The sequence below is a fragment of the Variovorax sp. V93 genome (assembly GCF_041154485.1).
GTDB classification, from domain to species: domain Bacteria; phylum Pseudomonadota; class Gammaproteobacteria; order Burkholderiales; family Burkholderiaceae_C; genus Variovorax; species Variovorax beijingensis_A.
The window spans coordinates 2,661,947-2,676,035 of record NZ_AP028669.1 but is presented as its reverse complement, the minus strand read 5'-3'; the positions used below and the strand labels follow the sequence as shown (position 1 = coordinate 2,676,035).

General features: G+C 69.3%; 11 protein-coding genes. 2 read left to right on the top strand and 9 right to left on the bottom strand.

From position 1 onward, the window contains the following. Window positions 1-45: 45 nt before the first annotated feature. Window positions 46-2,112, top strand: a complete 2,067-nt coding sequence (locus tag ACAM54_RS12655; RefSeq protein WP_369650899.1) for a prolyl oligopeptidase family serine peptidase — start codon at window positions 46-48, stop codon at window positions 2,110-2,112. A 19-nt stretch (window positions 2,113-2,131) separates the two neighbouring features. Here ACAM54_RS12655 and ACAM54_RS12650 read toward each other — a convergent pair whose 3' ends face one another. From ACAM54_RS12650 to ACAM54_RS12620, 7 genes are all read right to left on the bottom strand, one after another. Continuing rightward, on the bottom strand, window positions 2,132-3,739 hold the full coding sequence (locus tag ACAM54_RS12650; protein WP_369650898.1) for an MFS transporter: 1,608 nt from the start codon (window positions 3,737-3,739) through the stop codon (window positions 2,132-2,134). A 108-nt stretch (window positions 3,740-3,847) separates the two neighbouring features. After that, window positions 3,848-4,480, bottom strand: coding sequence for a membrane integrity-associated transporter subunit PqiC (locus ACAM54_RS12645; protein WP_369650897.1), 633 nt, complete (start codon window positions 4,478-4,480; stop codon window positions 3,848-3,850). After that, window positions 4,477-6,123, bottom strand: a complete 1,647-nt coding sequence (locus ACAM54_RS12640; RefSeq protein ID WP_369650896.1) for an intermembrane transport protein PqiB — start codon at window positions 6,121-6,123, stop codon at window positions 4,477-4,479. Before ACAM54_RS12640 ends, ACAM54_RS12645 begins: the two co-directional genes overlap by 4 nt. After that, window positions 6,120-6,836 (bottom strand): paraquat-inducible protein A, encoded by a 717-nt coding sequence (locus tag ACAM54_RS12635; RefSeq protein ID WP_369650895.1) that lies wholly within the window; start codon window positions 6,834-6,836, stop codon window positions 6,120-6,122. The genes ACAM54_RS12640 and ACAM54_RS12635 overlap by 4 nt, the downstream gene beginning before the upstream one ends. Beyond that, window positions 6,833-7,474 (bottom strand): paraquat-inducible protein A, encoded by a 642-nt coding sequence (locus ACAM54_RS12630; RefSeq protein WP_369650894.1) that lies wholly within the window; start codon window positions 7,472-7,474, stop codon window positions 6,833-6,835. The genes ACAM54_RS12635 and ACAM54_RS12630 overlap by 4 nt, the downstream gene beginning before the upstream one ends. A gap of 20 nt (window positions 7,475-7,494) precedes the next feature. Beyond that, on the bottom strand, window positions 7,495-8,925 hold the full coding sequence (locus ACAM54_RS12625) for an MFS transporter (protein WP_369650969.1): 1,431 nt from the start codon (window positions 8,923-8,925) through the stop codon (window positions 7,495-7,497). A 14-nt stretch (window positions 8,926-8,939) separates the two neighbouring features. Then, entirely contained in the window at window positions 8,940-10,157 is a 1,218-nt protein-coding gene (locus tag ACAM54_RS12620; protein WP_369650893.1) for a multidrug effflux MFS transporter, read from the bottom strand. Window positions 10,158-10,371: 214 nt separating this feature from the next. Here ACAM54_RS12620 and ACAM54_RS12615 point away from each other — a divergent pair, with 214 nt between their 5' ends. Further along, window positions 10,372-12,240, top strand: coding sequence for a M48 family metallopeptidase (locus ACAM54_RS12615; protein WP_369650892.1), 1,869 nt, complete (start codon window positions 10,372-10,374; stop codon window positions 12,238-12,240). An 18-nt stretch (window positions 12,241-12,258) separates the two neighbouring features. On the opposite strand, the gene ACAM54_RS12610 is transcribed toward ACAM54_RS12615, so the two are convergent. Continuing rightward, window positions 12,259-12,873, bottom strand: a complete 615-nt coding sequence (locus ACAM54_RS12610; protein WP_145747442.1) for a pyridoxamine 5'-phosphate oxidase family protein — start codon at window positions 12,871-12,873, stop codon at window positions 12,259-12,261. Then, a complete protein-coding gene (locus ACAM54_RS12605; RefSeq protein ID WP_369650891.1) occupies window positions 12,870-14,042 on the bottom strand; it encodes an MFS transporter in 1,173 nt (390 codons plus the stop codon). The genes ACAM54_RS12610 and ACAM54_RS12605 overlap by 4 nt, the downstream gene beginning before the upstream one ends. Window positions 14,043-14,089 lie beyond the last annotated feature (47 nt).

The window sequence follows — 14,089 nt, the reverse complement described above, 5'->3', positions numbered from 1 at the left end:
CCGGGCCCTGACCGCACACCCGAACATTCACGAGGGACGAAAAGCATGAGAAACATCCGACTCCCAAGCCGTTGCTACGCCGCCCTGGCGGCCCTGTGCGGCGCCGCAGTACTGCTCGCCGGCTGCGCCACCGGTCCCACGCACCCCTCGCTGGTGTCGGCGCGGCAGGACGACACGCTTCCGCCTCTTGTGCCGATGCGGCGCTTCGTAGCGAACATCGATGCAGTCAACGGCCATGTTCTTTCACCCGATGGCCAACAGCTCGTATGGGTGCAGGCGGTCGGCACCGACGTCGGGCTTGGCGTGCGCAAGACGTCCGATGCCGCCGAGATCAAAAGCGCGAGCACCCGAACCTTCGCGATCGGCACGCTCGCCCGACCGTTCGTGTCCGGGCCCACTTACATGTGGCTGCCCGACAGCCGCCACCTGGCCTATCTCAAGGATTTCACGGGGGACGAGAACACGCAGATCTTCGTGCTCGACACCGAGGCTCCAAGCGCCAAGCCGTGGGCCGTGACGCCCTGGCCAGGCGTGCGCTCGACGATGCTGGGATGGGGCGCGCCAGGCAGCGCCACTTTTCTCTTCGCGAGCAATCGACGGGACCGCTCCAGCATGGATCTTTTCGAAGGCGATGCCCGCACGCGCACCGTGCGCGAAATTGCGCGCAGCAATCCCGACAGTCGCGTGCTGGCCTGGTTCATCGACACGCGGCGCGAACTCGCGGGCCGGATGCGGCAGCTCGGAAGCGCCGACGGCTCGGACCGGCTGCTGGAACTGCGCCAGCCCGACGGCAGTTGGCGCGCCTTCAGAACGGTGAAGGCATTCGATTCCTTCTGGCCGCAGCGCGTCGATCTCGGCATGGGCCGGCTCTGGGCCTTGACGAATGTGGGACGCGACAAGCTTGCCATGGTTGAGGTCGATCTCGCCACCGGCACCGAGAAGCTGCTCGCGGAAGATGCCGAAGTCGATCTCGACTACGGCGTGTTCCCGCCACAGCAGGGGGCGCCGATAGCATATGTTTCCGAACCCGGCCGCCCACGTATTGCCTTTCTCGATAGCATGCTGGGCGGTGAAGTGGCCGGTGCCGTGAAGACGGCCCGGGAGCGCGGCTGGCTGGAGGCTGAGCCCGTCATCACGCGCCCCGCGAGCATGGCCAACGACATGCGCCGCATCGTGCTGCGCTCGACCACCGAGAACGAAGGTGTCGAATTACTGCTGGACCGCGCGAGCGGTCAACTCACGCGGCTCACGCCACCGCGCGAACCGACCGCCGACCTCTTCTCGCCCATGGAGCCGTTTTCCTTCAAGGCGTCCGACGGCCTGGTGATACACGGCTATCTGGTGCGCCCACGCGGTGTCCAGGGGCCCGTGCCGCTCGTAGTCAACGTCCACGGCGGCCCCTGGGTCCGCGACTCATGGCAGTCCGCCGGCTTCACGCCGACGCAGATGCTCGCGAACCGGGGCTACGCCGTTCTCTACGTGAACTACCGTGGCTCCAGCGGCTATGGGCGAGCCTTCATGATGGCCGGCGCACGCGAAACCAACGGACGGCTCCAGCGCGATATCGCGGAGGCCGTGCAATGGGCCGTCGACCAGGGCGTGGCCGACCCGAAACGGATGGCCGTGCTTGGTGGCAGCTTCGGCGGTTTCTCGGTCCTTGCCCAGCTTATCCAGAAGCCGCACGACTATCGCTGCGGCGTCGACCTGGTGGGCGTCGCCAACTGGCCCCGCGTGATCGAGAACTGGCCGCCTTTCTGGCGCAACCGCCACTACTTCGCCGTCTTTTTCGGCGATGTGAACAAGCCGGAGGAGCGCGCCCGCATGCTGCAAGATTCGCCCATCTCGCAGATCGACCGCATCACCGCGCCGTTGCTCGTGATTCACGGTGCCAACGACGTGCGCGTGTTGCGGCAGGATTCTGAGGACGTGGTGGCCACGCTCCAGAAGCTCGGTCGGCCGGTCGAGTACATGAGCTTTCCTGACGAGGGCCACAGTGTGCGCAAGTGGCGCAACCGGCTCGCGCAATGGCGCAAGATCGAAGACACCCTGGCGAAGTGCCTTGGCGGGCGCAGCAACGGGTTCGATTTCTATGAGCTGATGCCCCGGCAATAGCAGCCGCAAGGCGACTTTTCTACATGCCGCTGCCGTGTTCTTTTGCAGCCACCCCGCCAATCATCAGCCAGGCGCTCAACGCGCTGAGCACCGCCAGCCCCGCGCTCAGCAGCATCACCCAGCGAAAGCCCGCGACGAAGGATTCAGCCACGGCCTTCTTCATGGCCGCGGCGGTGGCCGCATCGACGCCCGGCGGCAGTGCTGCGCCGGCCAGCTTGCTGCGCTCGCCTTCGAGAAATGCCGTCGCCTCGGGCGAGGCCCCCATGCCGCGCAGGCTCTCGGCCAGGGCGCCGTCGAAAGCCCAGGCCATGACCACGCCGAACACCGCAATGGCCAGCACCGCGGCCGCGCGCGACACCGCATTGTTGACGCCCGAGGCCACGCCCGCCTGCTCCGGACCCACCGCGTTCATCACGGTGGTGGTGAGCGGCGCGACGGTCACGGTCATGCCGAAGCCCAGCACCACCACCGCGGGAAAGAAGCCGCGCCAGTAGCTCGCTTCGACGCCGGGCACCGCGAACAGTGCGAAGCCCGCCGCGGCAATCGCGGGGCCGATCACCAGCGGCAGTCGCGGGCCGAAGCGGTCGACCAGCTGGCCGGCCCAGCCCGAGAGCGCGAACATGATGAGGATGAACGGCAGCAGCGCCGCGCCCGCCACGGTGGCGGAGTAGCCCTGCACCTGGATCAGGTTGAGCGGGAAGAAATACAGCCCGCCGCCGAGCGCCGCATACAGCAGCAGGGTCAGCAGGTTGGCGCCGCTGAAGTTGCCGATGCGCAGCAGCGCGAGCGGCAGCATCGGCGTGCGTGCCCTGCGCTCGGCGGCAATGAAGCCCGCGCTGCCGGCGATGCCGATGCCCAGCGCCGCCAGCACCGCGGGCGAACTCCAGTGCCGCGTGGGCGCCTCGATGAACGCGTAGACGATGCCGCCGAGCCCGGCGGTGGCCAGCAGTGCGCCCACCAGGTCGAGCCCGCCGCTGGCCGATGATCCGTGGCTCTCGGGCACGTGGCGCCATGCGATCCACAGCACCAGCAGCGCCATCGGCACATTGATGAGGAAGGCCCAGGCCCACGAGAAATGATCGACCAGGAAGCCGCCCAGCACCGGCCCCGCGGCCGCCGTGATGCCGCTGAAGCCCGACCAGATGCCGATGGCCTTGCCGCGCTCCTTCTCGGGAAATGCGGCGCTGATGAGCGCAAGGCTGCCGGGCACCAGCAAGGCCGCGCCGATGCCCTGCACCGCGCGCGCGGCAATCAGCTGCTGCACGCTGCCCGAGAGCCCGCAAGCCACAGAAGCAACGGCGAAGATGCCCACGCCGATCGCAAAGATGCGGCGCCGCCCGAAGTGGTCGCCGAGCGCGCCGCCCACCAGCAGCAGCGCCGCCAGCAGCAAGGCATAGGACTCGACCACCCACTGCGCCTGGAACGCCGTGGCCCGCAGGTCGGCCTGGATGGCCGGCAGCGCCACGTTGACCACCGTGCCGTCGATGAAGGCCATGCTCGAGCCCACGATGGCCGCGGCCAGCACCCAGGGCTTGGAGGCTTCGGGACAGGCGCCCTCGCCCTCTCGCGCCGCGGTGCCGTGCAGGATCAGCGTGTTGTCGCAGGGCGCCTTTCCGATCTGTGCCATGGTGATCTCCGATCCATCTTCCAGAAGCAGATGCCTGTCTTGCTCCTTCCCCCGCCGGGGGAAGGCTGGGATGGGGGCTGCCCTCCCCCGGGGGGAAGCGAGAAAGAATCAGGTCGGACAGGCAGTCGCCGCCGGATCCGCCCGCGCCGCGTTCACGCTGCGCGCAATGGCCGCGGCCGCCGCGGCGGTGACGCGCTGCGCGCCCTGCGCCACCGCATCGATGCCGCCCCCAACCGCTTCACCCACGTCCAGCTGGCAGGCCATCGTGCGGGGCTGGTCGGAGCGCCGCAGCGTCCAGTTGAAGCCCGCGTCCACCCGGCCGCCATCGACCGCGTCGAACCGGCGCACCTGCACCGCGATGCGCCACACGGGCTGCGAAGACTGGCGGCCGCCCTTGGTGACATCGAGCGCGCCGAGCCGCGCCGCGATGCCGCTGGCCAGCGCGTCCTGCAGCTCGTTCTCGAACGATGCGGCCCAGCGGTGCTGCTCGAGCACGTCGACCTGCACGCTGCCGTTCGCCCGGCCCACCACCATCTGCGGCCGTGCGAGCCGCTCGGGCACCGCCACCGGCGCCAGCTCGATGTAGAGCGGCGCGGCGGTGCCGAGGGTCGGCGGTGCCGCTTCCGAAGCCGGCACCGCGCTGGCCAGCGTGTAGTAGTTGTCGGGCTTGCTCGCGCAGCCCGCGAGGACCACCAGCGCTGCGATGACCGCGAGCGGAAGCAGCTTTTTCCTGTTCTTCATTTCTTGTCGTCCGGTTTGCCGCGCAAGAGCGACTCGGGATGCCGCTCGAGGTAGTCGGTCAGCACGCGCACCGAGCCTGCGGCGCGGGTCAGCTCGCGCAGCGTCTGGCGCATGTCCTGCTGCAGCGGAGAGTCGTCGGCCAGCGTGCGCTCGGCGCTGTTGACCGTCTTGCGCACGTCCTTCATGGCGGCAGCCAGTTCGGGCGTCAGGTCGGTGTTGATGCGGCTCACCGCCTGCTCGGTGCTGGCCAGCGTCTTGTTGAGCGAGGCGAGCGTGGTGCGCAGGTCGGCCGCGATCTGCTCGTAGGGCACCTTGTTGAGCTTGCTCGCGATCTCCTGCACCTGCGACTGGATCTCGTCCAGGCTGTTGGCGATGGTGGGCAGCTCGATCGGGTTCTTCGCCATGTCGATCCTGGCGGGCGGCGCCTTGGGGAAGAAGTCGAGCGCCACGTACACCTGCCCGGTCAGCAGGTTGCCGTTGCGCAGCTGCGCGCGCAGCCCCTTCTCGGCCAGGAAGCGCAGCCGCTCCTGTTGGGTGGCGCGCGACTCCACACCGCTCTCGCCCGCGCGGCGGCGCAGCCGGTCCGGATAGACCTGCACCAGCACCGGCATGCGGAACTCGCGCTCGGCGCGGTCGAACTCCACGCCGATCGACTTGACCTCGCCGATCACCACGCCGCGGAAATCGACCGGTGCACCCGGCGCCAGGCCACGCAGCGACTGGTTGAAGTACATCAGCAGCGTCTGCGGAGGACCGTCGGGCTCCTTCATGGCCGCGGTTTCGTCCTGCGCGAGCGTGAAGGCCGTGTTCTCCTTGGCCAGCGGGCCCATGGCGTCATCGGGCGCCTGGAAGGCAATGCCGCCGAGCAGGATGGTGGCGAGCGACTGCGTGCGCAGCGTGAAGCCGCTGGCGCTGAGCTGCGCGTCGATGCCGCTGGCCTGCCAGAAGCGCGTGTTGACGCCCACGAACTTGTCGTAGGGCGCATTGACGAAGATGCGCAGCGTCACGCCGCGGCCGTCGCCGTCGAGTTCGTAGGCCGCCACCTGGCCCACCTTGATGCGCCGGAAATACACCGGCGAACCCACGTCGAGCGAGCCCACGTCGGTAGCGCGCAGCAGGTACTGCTGGCCCGAGGCATCGCGCGTGACGATCGGCGGCATCTCCAGCCCCTTGAACTCGCTCGCGGTTTCCTTCGACACGCCCGCGTCGGCGCCGATGTAGGCGCCCGACAGCAAGGTGCCCAGGCCCGAGATGCCCGATGTGTCGAGCCGCGGCCGCACCACCCAGAAGCGCGAATCCTCGGCGGTGAAGCTCTCGGCCTCCTTGCTGAGCTGCACGGTCACGCGCACATGCGAGCGGTCGCGTGCGAGCCGCAGGCTCTGCACCGTGCCGATCTGCACGTCCTTGTACTTGACGGCCGTCTTGTTGGCCTCCAGGCCCTCGGCCGTGTTGAAGGTGAGCACGATCTCGGGCCCGCGCTGCATCAGGATCCTGACCACCAGCATCACGCCGACCAGCGCGGCCACGATGGGGATCAGCCAGATCAGCGAGGGCAGCCATTCGCGCCGGCGCACCACGCGCGGCGGAGGAAGCCCGGACGGGGGCGATGGATCGTTGGGGGGTCTGGCTTCGTCGTCGCTCATGCTGGCTTGTGTTCCCTGTTGTCGCGTGCCGGTTCCCGGCGTTCCCGTTCGGCTTCCTGCTGCCGTTCCTGCCTGCTGTCCCAGGTGAGCCTGGGGTCGAAGCTCAGCGAGGCCAGCATCGTCAGCACCACCACCGATCCGAAGGCCGCAATGCCCACGCCCGCGTTGATGACCGCAAAGCCCTGGATCTGCACCAGCCCGGTGAGCAGCGACACCACGAACACGTCGAGCATCGACCAGCGGCCGATGATCTCGATGATGTGATAGAGCCTGGCGCGCTCGGGCCGGCGCCAGCTGCTGCCGCGCTGCGCCAGCAAGGCAAGCAGGATCAGCACCGTGAGCTTGAACAGCGGCACCAGGAAGCTCGCAATGAAGATGATGGCCGCGAGCCCGTAGGCGCCCGACACCCAGAAATAGATGACGCCGCTCAGGATGGTGTCGTACTGCGCGCCGAACAGCGTGCGCGTGATCATCACCGGCAGCAGGTTGGCCGGGATGTACATGATGCATGCCGCAATCAGGAAGGCCCAGGTGCGGTTCAGGCTGTAGGGCTTGCGCGTGTGCAAGTGCGTGCCGCAGCGCCCGCAGGGCTCGCCCTCGGCGGCGCCGCGCCAGACGGCATCGCAGTGCGGGCAGGCCACGAGGCCCAGCGCGCTGGCCGTGGCCATCGGCGCTTCGCCCTCGTCCGGGGCCTGCAATTCGCCTGCGCTCACGCCGCCTCCCTGCCGGGCTCGCCGGATTCGCCGGGCGGGCGAAAAGTCATTTCCCAGAAGGCATTGGGATTGAATGAGAGCACGGCGGTGAGCATGACCGTGAGCGCCATGAAAGCCCACAGCGCCGGCCCCGCCACCACGCTCGCCATGCTCGAGAGCTTGACGATCGCCACCAGCACGCCGAGCAGGAACACCTCGATCATTCCCCAGGGCCGCAGCATCTGCATGGCGCGCACCAGAATCGCAAAGCCGGCCGGGCGACGCTCGCGGCTGAGCGGCACCAGCAGGTAGGCCAGGATGCACAGCTGCATCAGCGGAAAGAGCAGCGTCGTGGCCAGCACCAGCAGCGCCACCACCGACATGCCCTCCCGGCTCAGCACCAGCACCGCGCCGGCCAGCGTGGTCTGGCTGCGCAGGCCCTGCAGCTCGATCTCGACGATCGGGAAAAGGTTGGCAATGGCGAACATGATCAGCGAGGCCACCGTCAGCGGCAGGATGCGGCGCTGCTGGTCGCCCGCGTGGCGGTAGAGCTCGGTGCCGCAGCGGGCGCAGCGCGACACCTCGCGCGGCTTCAGGGGCGCGCGGCTGAAGACCGCGTCGCAGCCCGGACAAACCACGGTTTCAGGTACTTCCGTCATAGGGGCGTACCCTAACCGATTCAGCCGCCCGGCCCCGTCGTCTTCAGCCGCAGGCTGCTGAAGACCGCCGCCAGGCCCGCGCAGCAGGCCGCCAGCACCAGCGCCACCACCGGCCCATGGCCGCCATGCGGGCTCCAGACGCTGAACACGCCGGCCAGCACCACCGCGCCGAGCGTCTGCCCCGTGAGGCGCGCCGTGCCCAGCATGCCGCTGGCCGCGCCGCTGCGGTGCGCCGGCGGCGAGGTCACGATGGTGTGGTTGTTGGGCGACTGGAACAGGCCGAAGCCCAACCCGCACAGCGCCATGCGCCAGGCGATGTCGGCGTTGCCCGGATGCGCCGGCAGCGCCGCCAGCAGCGCCAGGCCAGTGGCGAGCAGGCCCAGCCCGATGCCGCCGAGCAGCCCGTCCGGGTAGCGCCCGATCAACCGGCCCGCGATCGGCGCCATCGCCACGATGGCCAGCGGCCAGGCGGTGATGAGCAGCCCGGCCTCGATGTGGCTGCGGCCGTACACCTCGAGCAGCAGGAACGGCAGCGCAATGTAGGCCAGCATCTGCGCGCAGAAGGCGGCGACCGAAGTGCCCATCGAAAGCGCGAACACCGGAATGCGCAGCAGGTCGATCGGAAACAGCGGCACCGCCAGCCTGCGCTGCCGCCGCAGATAGACGAAGCCCACCGCCACGCCGGCCAGCAGGATGAGCCAGGCCGACGACTGCGAGCCGCCGGGCACGCCGCCCTCGCGCACGCCCAGCCGGTCGACGCCCAGGAACACCAGCGAGAACATCAGCACGTTGAGCGCCACGTCGATTGGCGAAAAGCGCAGGCCCGCCGCCGGCGCCACGCGGTTGAACGGCAGCGCCCGCAGGCCGAGCGCCAGCGTGATGGCGCCCAGCGGCACGTTGATGGCAAACAGCCACGGCCACGAAGCCACCGAGAGAATGGCGGCCGCCACCGAGGGCCCGGCCACCGAGGACGTGGCCACCACCATCGAGTTGATCGCCATGCCGCGGCCCAGCAGCGCCGACGGAAAGGTCAGCCGCACCAGCGCCGCGTTCACGCTCATGATGCCGGCCGCGCCCAGGCCCTGGAAGGTGCGCGCGGCAATCAGCGTGGCGAGCGAATCGGCGAAGGTGGCGCCGATCGAGGACACCGTGAACACCGCCATGCCCACCAGGTAGACCCGCCGGTAGCCGACCAGGTCGCCGAGCGACGCGAGCGGCAGCAGCATGACCAGCGTGGCGATCTGGTAGGCGTTGACCACCCAGATGGCATGCGAGGGGCTGGCCTGCAGTTCGCGTGCAATGCCCGGCAGCGCCAGGTTGACGATGGTGCCGTCGAGCACCGCCACCATGATGCCGAGGATGATCACCAGCATCGCGCGCCGGCGCGCGGGCAGGTCCAGGCCATCGAACTGCTGCGCGGCCTGGTCGTCGGCTGTCGCCGCGGCCTGCATGTGTGCCGCGCCGCTCACGCCTCTTGCGTCCTGCGCGTGGGTTCGGACCGCACGCTGCCCAGCGTGAGCCAGGTCAGCACCAGCGCGATCAGCGCGCCGCCGGCCATGCCGGTCACCATCGGCAGCGGGCGGCCGTCGGTAAAGAGGCCCACCACCGCCATCGCCAGCGCGCCGGTCAGCATCTGCAGCGTGCCGAGCAGCGCCGAGGCCGTGCCCGCGATGGCGCCGTGCATTTCCAGCGCGAGCACGCCGGTGGTCGGAATCACCAGGCCCATGAAGCCGGAGGCGATGAAGTACAGCACGATCAGCACCCAGAGGCTGTCGCCGCCCGCCGCGAAGTACGCGAACATGGCCAGCATCGCGATGCCCGAGGCCACCACGCCGAACTTGACGAGACCCACCAGCCCGAAGCGCTCGCCCAGCGAACCCGTGAACTGCGAGGCGCCGATGAAGGCCGCCGCGTTCACGCCGAAGGCCACGCTGTAGAGCGCGGGCGACAGGCCGTAGTGGTCGATCATCACGAACGACGAATTCGCCAGGTAGGTGAAGAAGCCCGCCATCGCGAAGCCGCCGATGAACACCAGCCCGAGGTAATGCCAGTCGCGCAGCAGCAGCCAGTACGCCGACAGGGCGCTGCCGAGGCTGCTTTCGACGCGCTCCGAAGGCGGCCGCGTTTCGCGCAGCTGCGTGACCATCATCGCGAGGCCCGCCACAGCGGCGAGGGTCACGGCCCAGAACACGCCGCGCCAGCCCGCCACCGCGATCACGGCGCTGCCCGCCAGCGGCGCGAGGATCGGCGACACGCTGAACACCAGGATCAGCAGCGACATGAGCCGTGCGGCATCGGTGCCGGTGTGCAGGTCGCGCACCACCGCGCGCGGGATCGCCATGCCGGCCGCCGCGCCCAGGCCCTGCACGAAGCGCAGCGCAATCAGCGTGTGGATGTCGGTGGCCAGCGCGCAGCCCACGCTCGCCAGCGCGAACAGCACCAGCCCGGCATACAACGGCGGCTTGCGCCCGACCATGTCCGAGACCGGGCCGTACAGCAGCTGGCCCGCGCCCAGCGAAAGGAAGAACGCCGTGAGGCTCATCTGCACCGCGCCGATGTCGGCGCGCAGCGCCTGGCCGATGGCCGGCAGCGCCGGCAGGTACATGTCGATGGCGAAGGGCCCGATGGCGGAGAGCAGGCCCAGCAGCAGGGCCATCTTGAAAAAGGGAGACGAAGAACGCATTGGACCGATTGTCGCCAAGCGCGGCATCCGGTGCAGGCGTGGGGTCGCCGACCGGCTGTTGCTAATTCTGGGCAAAGAGTACGACCTTGGTATTCACACTGGTCGCGTGAACGATGTCCGCCATGCGCAACGCGCCAAACGGCCGCTACGCTATCGGCTGTCCCGGAAATTTCGCCACAACCAATCACAACATCGCATCCAGGAGCAGCACCCCATGGCCCTCGCCCGAACGATCCATGCCGACCTTTTTCGCGTCTTCCTTCTGACCCTGGTGTCGCTCTTCGCCATTCCGGCGGCGACGCTGGTCTTCACGGAGTACGCGCTGCGCACGGAAGACGCCGAATTCCTGCAGGCGATCGAGAAGCGCATCGCCTCCGACACCCGCCTGTCCGCCGGCGACAAGGCGCAGGCCACCGAGTTCTACCGCAGCCATCCGCTCTCCAGGGCCTGCAGCGCAACCGCGCCGGAGGACAAGAACTTCCACGACAAGGTGTGCAGCCCCTATTCGATGCACTGGCAGTTCCACTGGGCCGACCGCGCCGCCGGCTGGACGCTGGTGCTGGGCGCGGCACTGCTCGCGGCGGCGCTGGTGCTGGGCGCACTGGCCTTTGCCAACCGCGGCCTGCGCTATGCGAGCTTTGTGGCGGGCTGGCGGCTCATGACGGTGTCGAGCGCGCTCGAGGTCGCGCTGCAGGGCGCGATGCTGGTGTGGCTGTCGTTCTGGCTCACGGCGTACTTCATGCAGAGCTACTACGTCAAGCTGATCATCATCGCGGGCATCGCGGCCGCGGTGGCCGTGTTCTATGCGATCTACACGCTGTTCAAGAAGCTGCCCTTCGGCAACGAGATCGAGGGCGAAGTGGTGGCCGAGGCCGATGCACCGCGCCTGTGGGAGCGCATCCGCCAGCTGGCCGCGCGCGTGAAGACCGCGCCGCCCGACCAGATCGTGGCCGGCATCGACACCAACTTCTTCGTCACCGAGGCGCCCTGCGAGGTGGGCGGACGCACGCTGCAAGGCCGCACGCTGTTCGTGAGCATTCCGCTGCTGCGCGTGCTCGACCAGTCCGAGGCCGACGCGGTGCTGGCGCACGAGCTGGCCCACCTGGGCGGCGGCGACACCCGCAGCAGCGCGGCGCTCGGACCCAAGCTGCTGCAGTTCGACCAGTACACCTGGAAGATGCGCGAGGGCGGGCTGAGCATCGTGGCGCACTACCTGCTGCGCCTCTACCGCATGATCTTCGCCTTTGCCCTGGCGCGCGACAGCCGCGAGCGCGAGTACAAGGCCGACAGCGTCGCCGCGAGCCTCACGGCGCCGGGCGCCATCGTGCAGTCGCTCATCAAGATCGCAGCCTATGCGAGCTACCGCAACGACGTCGAACGCAAGCTCTTTGCGCAGGACCGCCAGCACGACGGCGCGCTGGGCATCGCCGGCTTCGTGGCCGCGGGCCTGCCGCCTTATGCCAATTCGGATGCGTTCGTCGAAACCATGAAGACCGCCGACGTGCCGCATCCCTACGACAGCCATCCGCCGCTGCTCGAACGCATGCGCAACGTCGGCCACCACGTGCCCGAGAGCGCCTACGGCGCCATCGTCGCGACCGCGCCCGCGGCCTCGTGGGCCGACGACATCGAAACCGCCGCCGCCATCGAACAGCGGCTGTGGAGCGACTACGAGCAGCGCTTCGTGCAGAACCACGAACTGAGCCTCGCCTACCGCTACGAGCCGGCCACCGAAGAAGAGCGCGCCGTGGTGCTGCGCCACTTTCCGCCGGTCGCGTTCGCGCTGAAGAACGGCGAGAACATCGAGGTGAGCCATGCGGGCCTGCGTCAGAGCGTGGACGGCGGCTCGACCATCGGCTGGGACGAAGTCAAGAACCTGACTTTCCAGGACAACACCTTCGGCGACCTGCTGGTGGTCACGCACCACGACAAGGGCATGCTCGGCGCGCGCACCACCAAGGTCAAGGTGGGCGGCCTCGGCAAGCAGAAGGAAAACTTCAAGGGCGCGGTCGGCCGCTACTGGCAGCGCCACCAGATCATGCGGGCTCAGCAGCAACAACAACAGGAATCGCCACAACCCTGACGAGCCGCGGGGCGCTGCTCAATACAAGGTGGAGCGCTGCCGCGCCGGCAGCTCGCGGTCGTAGGCCTCGCCGTCGAACGCGGCATCGGTCAGCGCCGACAGGATGGCGCCGGGCGTGGGCACCTCGCGGCGCGATTCCGCCGGCAGCGGCGCCCACAGTTTCGAGCGCTGGATGGCGCGCGCGCACTGGAAGAAAACCGACTCGACCCCGATCTCGATCACGCACTGCGGCAGCTTGCCCTCCATCGCAAAGCGCGCCATGAGCCCGGGCTCGGTCGTGATGCGCGCCCTGCCGTTCACGCGCAAGGTCTCGCCCACGCCGGGAATCAGGAACAGCAGCGCCACGCGCGGGTCGGCCACGATGTTGCGCAGGCTGTCGATGCGGTTGTTGCCGCGGCGCTCGGGCAGCAGCAGCGTCTTCTCGTCCTGCACCGCCACGAAGCCGGGCGGGTCGCCGCGCGGCGAGGCGTCGAGCCCGCCGGGCCCGCTGGTGGCGAGCACCGCGAAAGGCGAAGCGGCAATCAGCGCCTGGTAGCTCGGGTGCAGCCAGGGCACCTCCTTCTTGAGCGAGGCCTCGCCGGCTTCGCCGAACAGCGCTTCGAGCCGTTCGATGGTGTCGATGGCATGGGTCATGGGATCACTCCTTGTTTCTGGTCCGGTGATGCCGACGGGTTCCTGCCGCAGGCCAGTGCCGCCGCGGCCAGCAGCAGCGCGCAAATGCCGTAGAGCCACGACGATGCCACGGCCGGCAGCAGGAGCCCGGCCAGCAGCGGCCCGATGCCGGCGCCGATGTCGCGCCACACCGCGCGCGCGGCCAGCGCATGCATGCGCCCGGGCCCCGGGGTGCGGCGCGCCACGATGGGCGGCAGCAAGGGCAGCTGCAAGGCGCGCAGCACCACGATCGATGCCGCGCAGCTCCACAGCCAGCCCAGCCCGAAGCCCGCCAGCGCGATCGCCGTCACGAGCGAGAGGCTCACCAGCAGCCGCTCGGCGCCGAAGCGCTCCGCCATGTGGCCGCCGACCGGGCTCAGCAGGATTTCCGCCAGGTAGCGCAGCGCCATCAGCGAGCCGGCCATCACCACCGCGCCGCCCGGCATCAGGTCCTTGCCCAGGTAGGACAGGCCGACGATGAAGAGCCCGTCGAGCGTGAGCCCTTCCATGAACGACCAGGCGTCGAGGCTGTTGGGCCGCCCGAAGCGGCGCGCAGGCCGGCTGTGTGCGCTGCCGTGCGGCGCCGAAGGCAGGCGCCGCGTGGCCAGCACCGCCGCCAGCGAGAACGCGGCAAGAATGCAGAAGATGACGCGCGGGCCGGCCCACAGCGCCAGCAACGCGCCGAGCGGCAGCGCAAGCACCGGTCCCATCGCGATGAGCGCGCGCGAACGCCCGTTGCGGCGCGCCGCACCCAGCAGTTCGGCCGTGGCCAGCGACTGCGTCGACAGGTTGAGCGCGGCAAAGCACAGGCCCCACACGAGCCGCAGCGGCAGCAGCGCCCAGAAGCCCGAGAGCGTGGCGTAGCCGAGTCCGCAGAACGCGGCCGCCACCACCGCGATGGTGCAGGTGAGCCGGTCGCCGTTGCGCGCATAGAAGCGCGCCACCCAGCCGTACCCCGCAATGCGCACGAGCCGATTGGCCGCAAGCAGCATGCCGGCCTCCGCCAGCGTGACGCCGAACTGTCCCGCATACATCGGCAGCAGCAGGTAGAGCACGACATCGGCCGGCAGCGAAAGCCCGAGCGCAATGGCCGCGTGGCGGGAGTTCAGGTCGGTGGCAGCGAGCGCTGGAGCGGGCGTGGTGCGAAGCATCGAGTCCGCATGGTGCGCCGTGGCACGGCCTGCCGACAAACGACATT

Excerpts from the sequence above, each read along its gene's own strand:
- ACAM54_RS12655 (WP_369650899.1), top strand. The coding sequence starts at position 46 with ATGAGAAACATCCGACTCCCAAGCCGTTGCTACGCCGCCCTGGCGGCC.
- ACAM54_RS12640 (WP_369650896.1), bottom strand. The coding sequence starts at position 6,123 with ATGAGCGACGACGAAGCCAGACCCCCCAACGATCCATCGCCCCCGTCC.
- ACAM54_RS12645 (WP_369650897.1), bottom strand. The coding sequence starts at position 4,480 with ATGAAGAACAGGAAAAAGCTGCTTCCGCTCGCGGTCATCGCAGCGCTG.
- ACAM54_RS12625 (WP_369650969.1), bottom strand. The coding sequence starts at position 8,925 with ATGCAGGCCGCGGCGACAGCCGACGACCAGGCCGCGCAGCAGTTCGAT.
- ACAM54_RS12605 (WP_369650891.1), bottom strand. The coding sequence starts at position 14,042 with ATGCTTCGCACCACGCCCGCTCCAGCGCTCGCTGCCACCGACCTGAAC.
- ACAM54_RS12610 (WP_145747442.1), bottom strand. The coding sequence starts at position 12,873 with ATGACCCATGCCATCGACACCATCGAACGGCTCGAAGCGCTGTTCGGC.
- ACAM54_RS12620 (WP_369650893.1), bottom strand. The coding sequence starts at position 10,157 with ATGCGTTCTTCGTCTCCCTTTTTCAAGATGGCCCTGCTGCTGGGCCTG.
- ACAM54_RS12650 (WP_369650898.1), bottom strand. The coding sequence starts at position 3,739 with ATGGCACAGATCGGAAAGGCGCCCTGCGACAACACGCTGATCCTGCAC.
- ACAM54_RS12630 (WP_369650894.1), bottom strand. The coding sequence starts at position 7,474 with ATGACGGAAGTACCTGAAACCGTGGTTTGTCCGGGCTGCGACGCGGTC.
- ACAM54_RS12615 (WP_369650892.1), top strand. The coding sequence starts at position 10,372 with ATGGCCCTCGCCCGAACGATCCATGCCGACCTTTTTCGCGTCTTCCTT.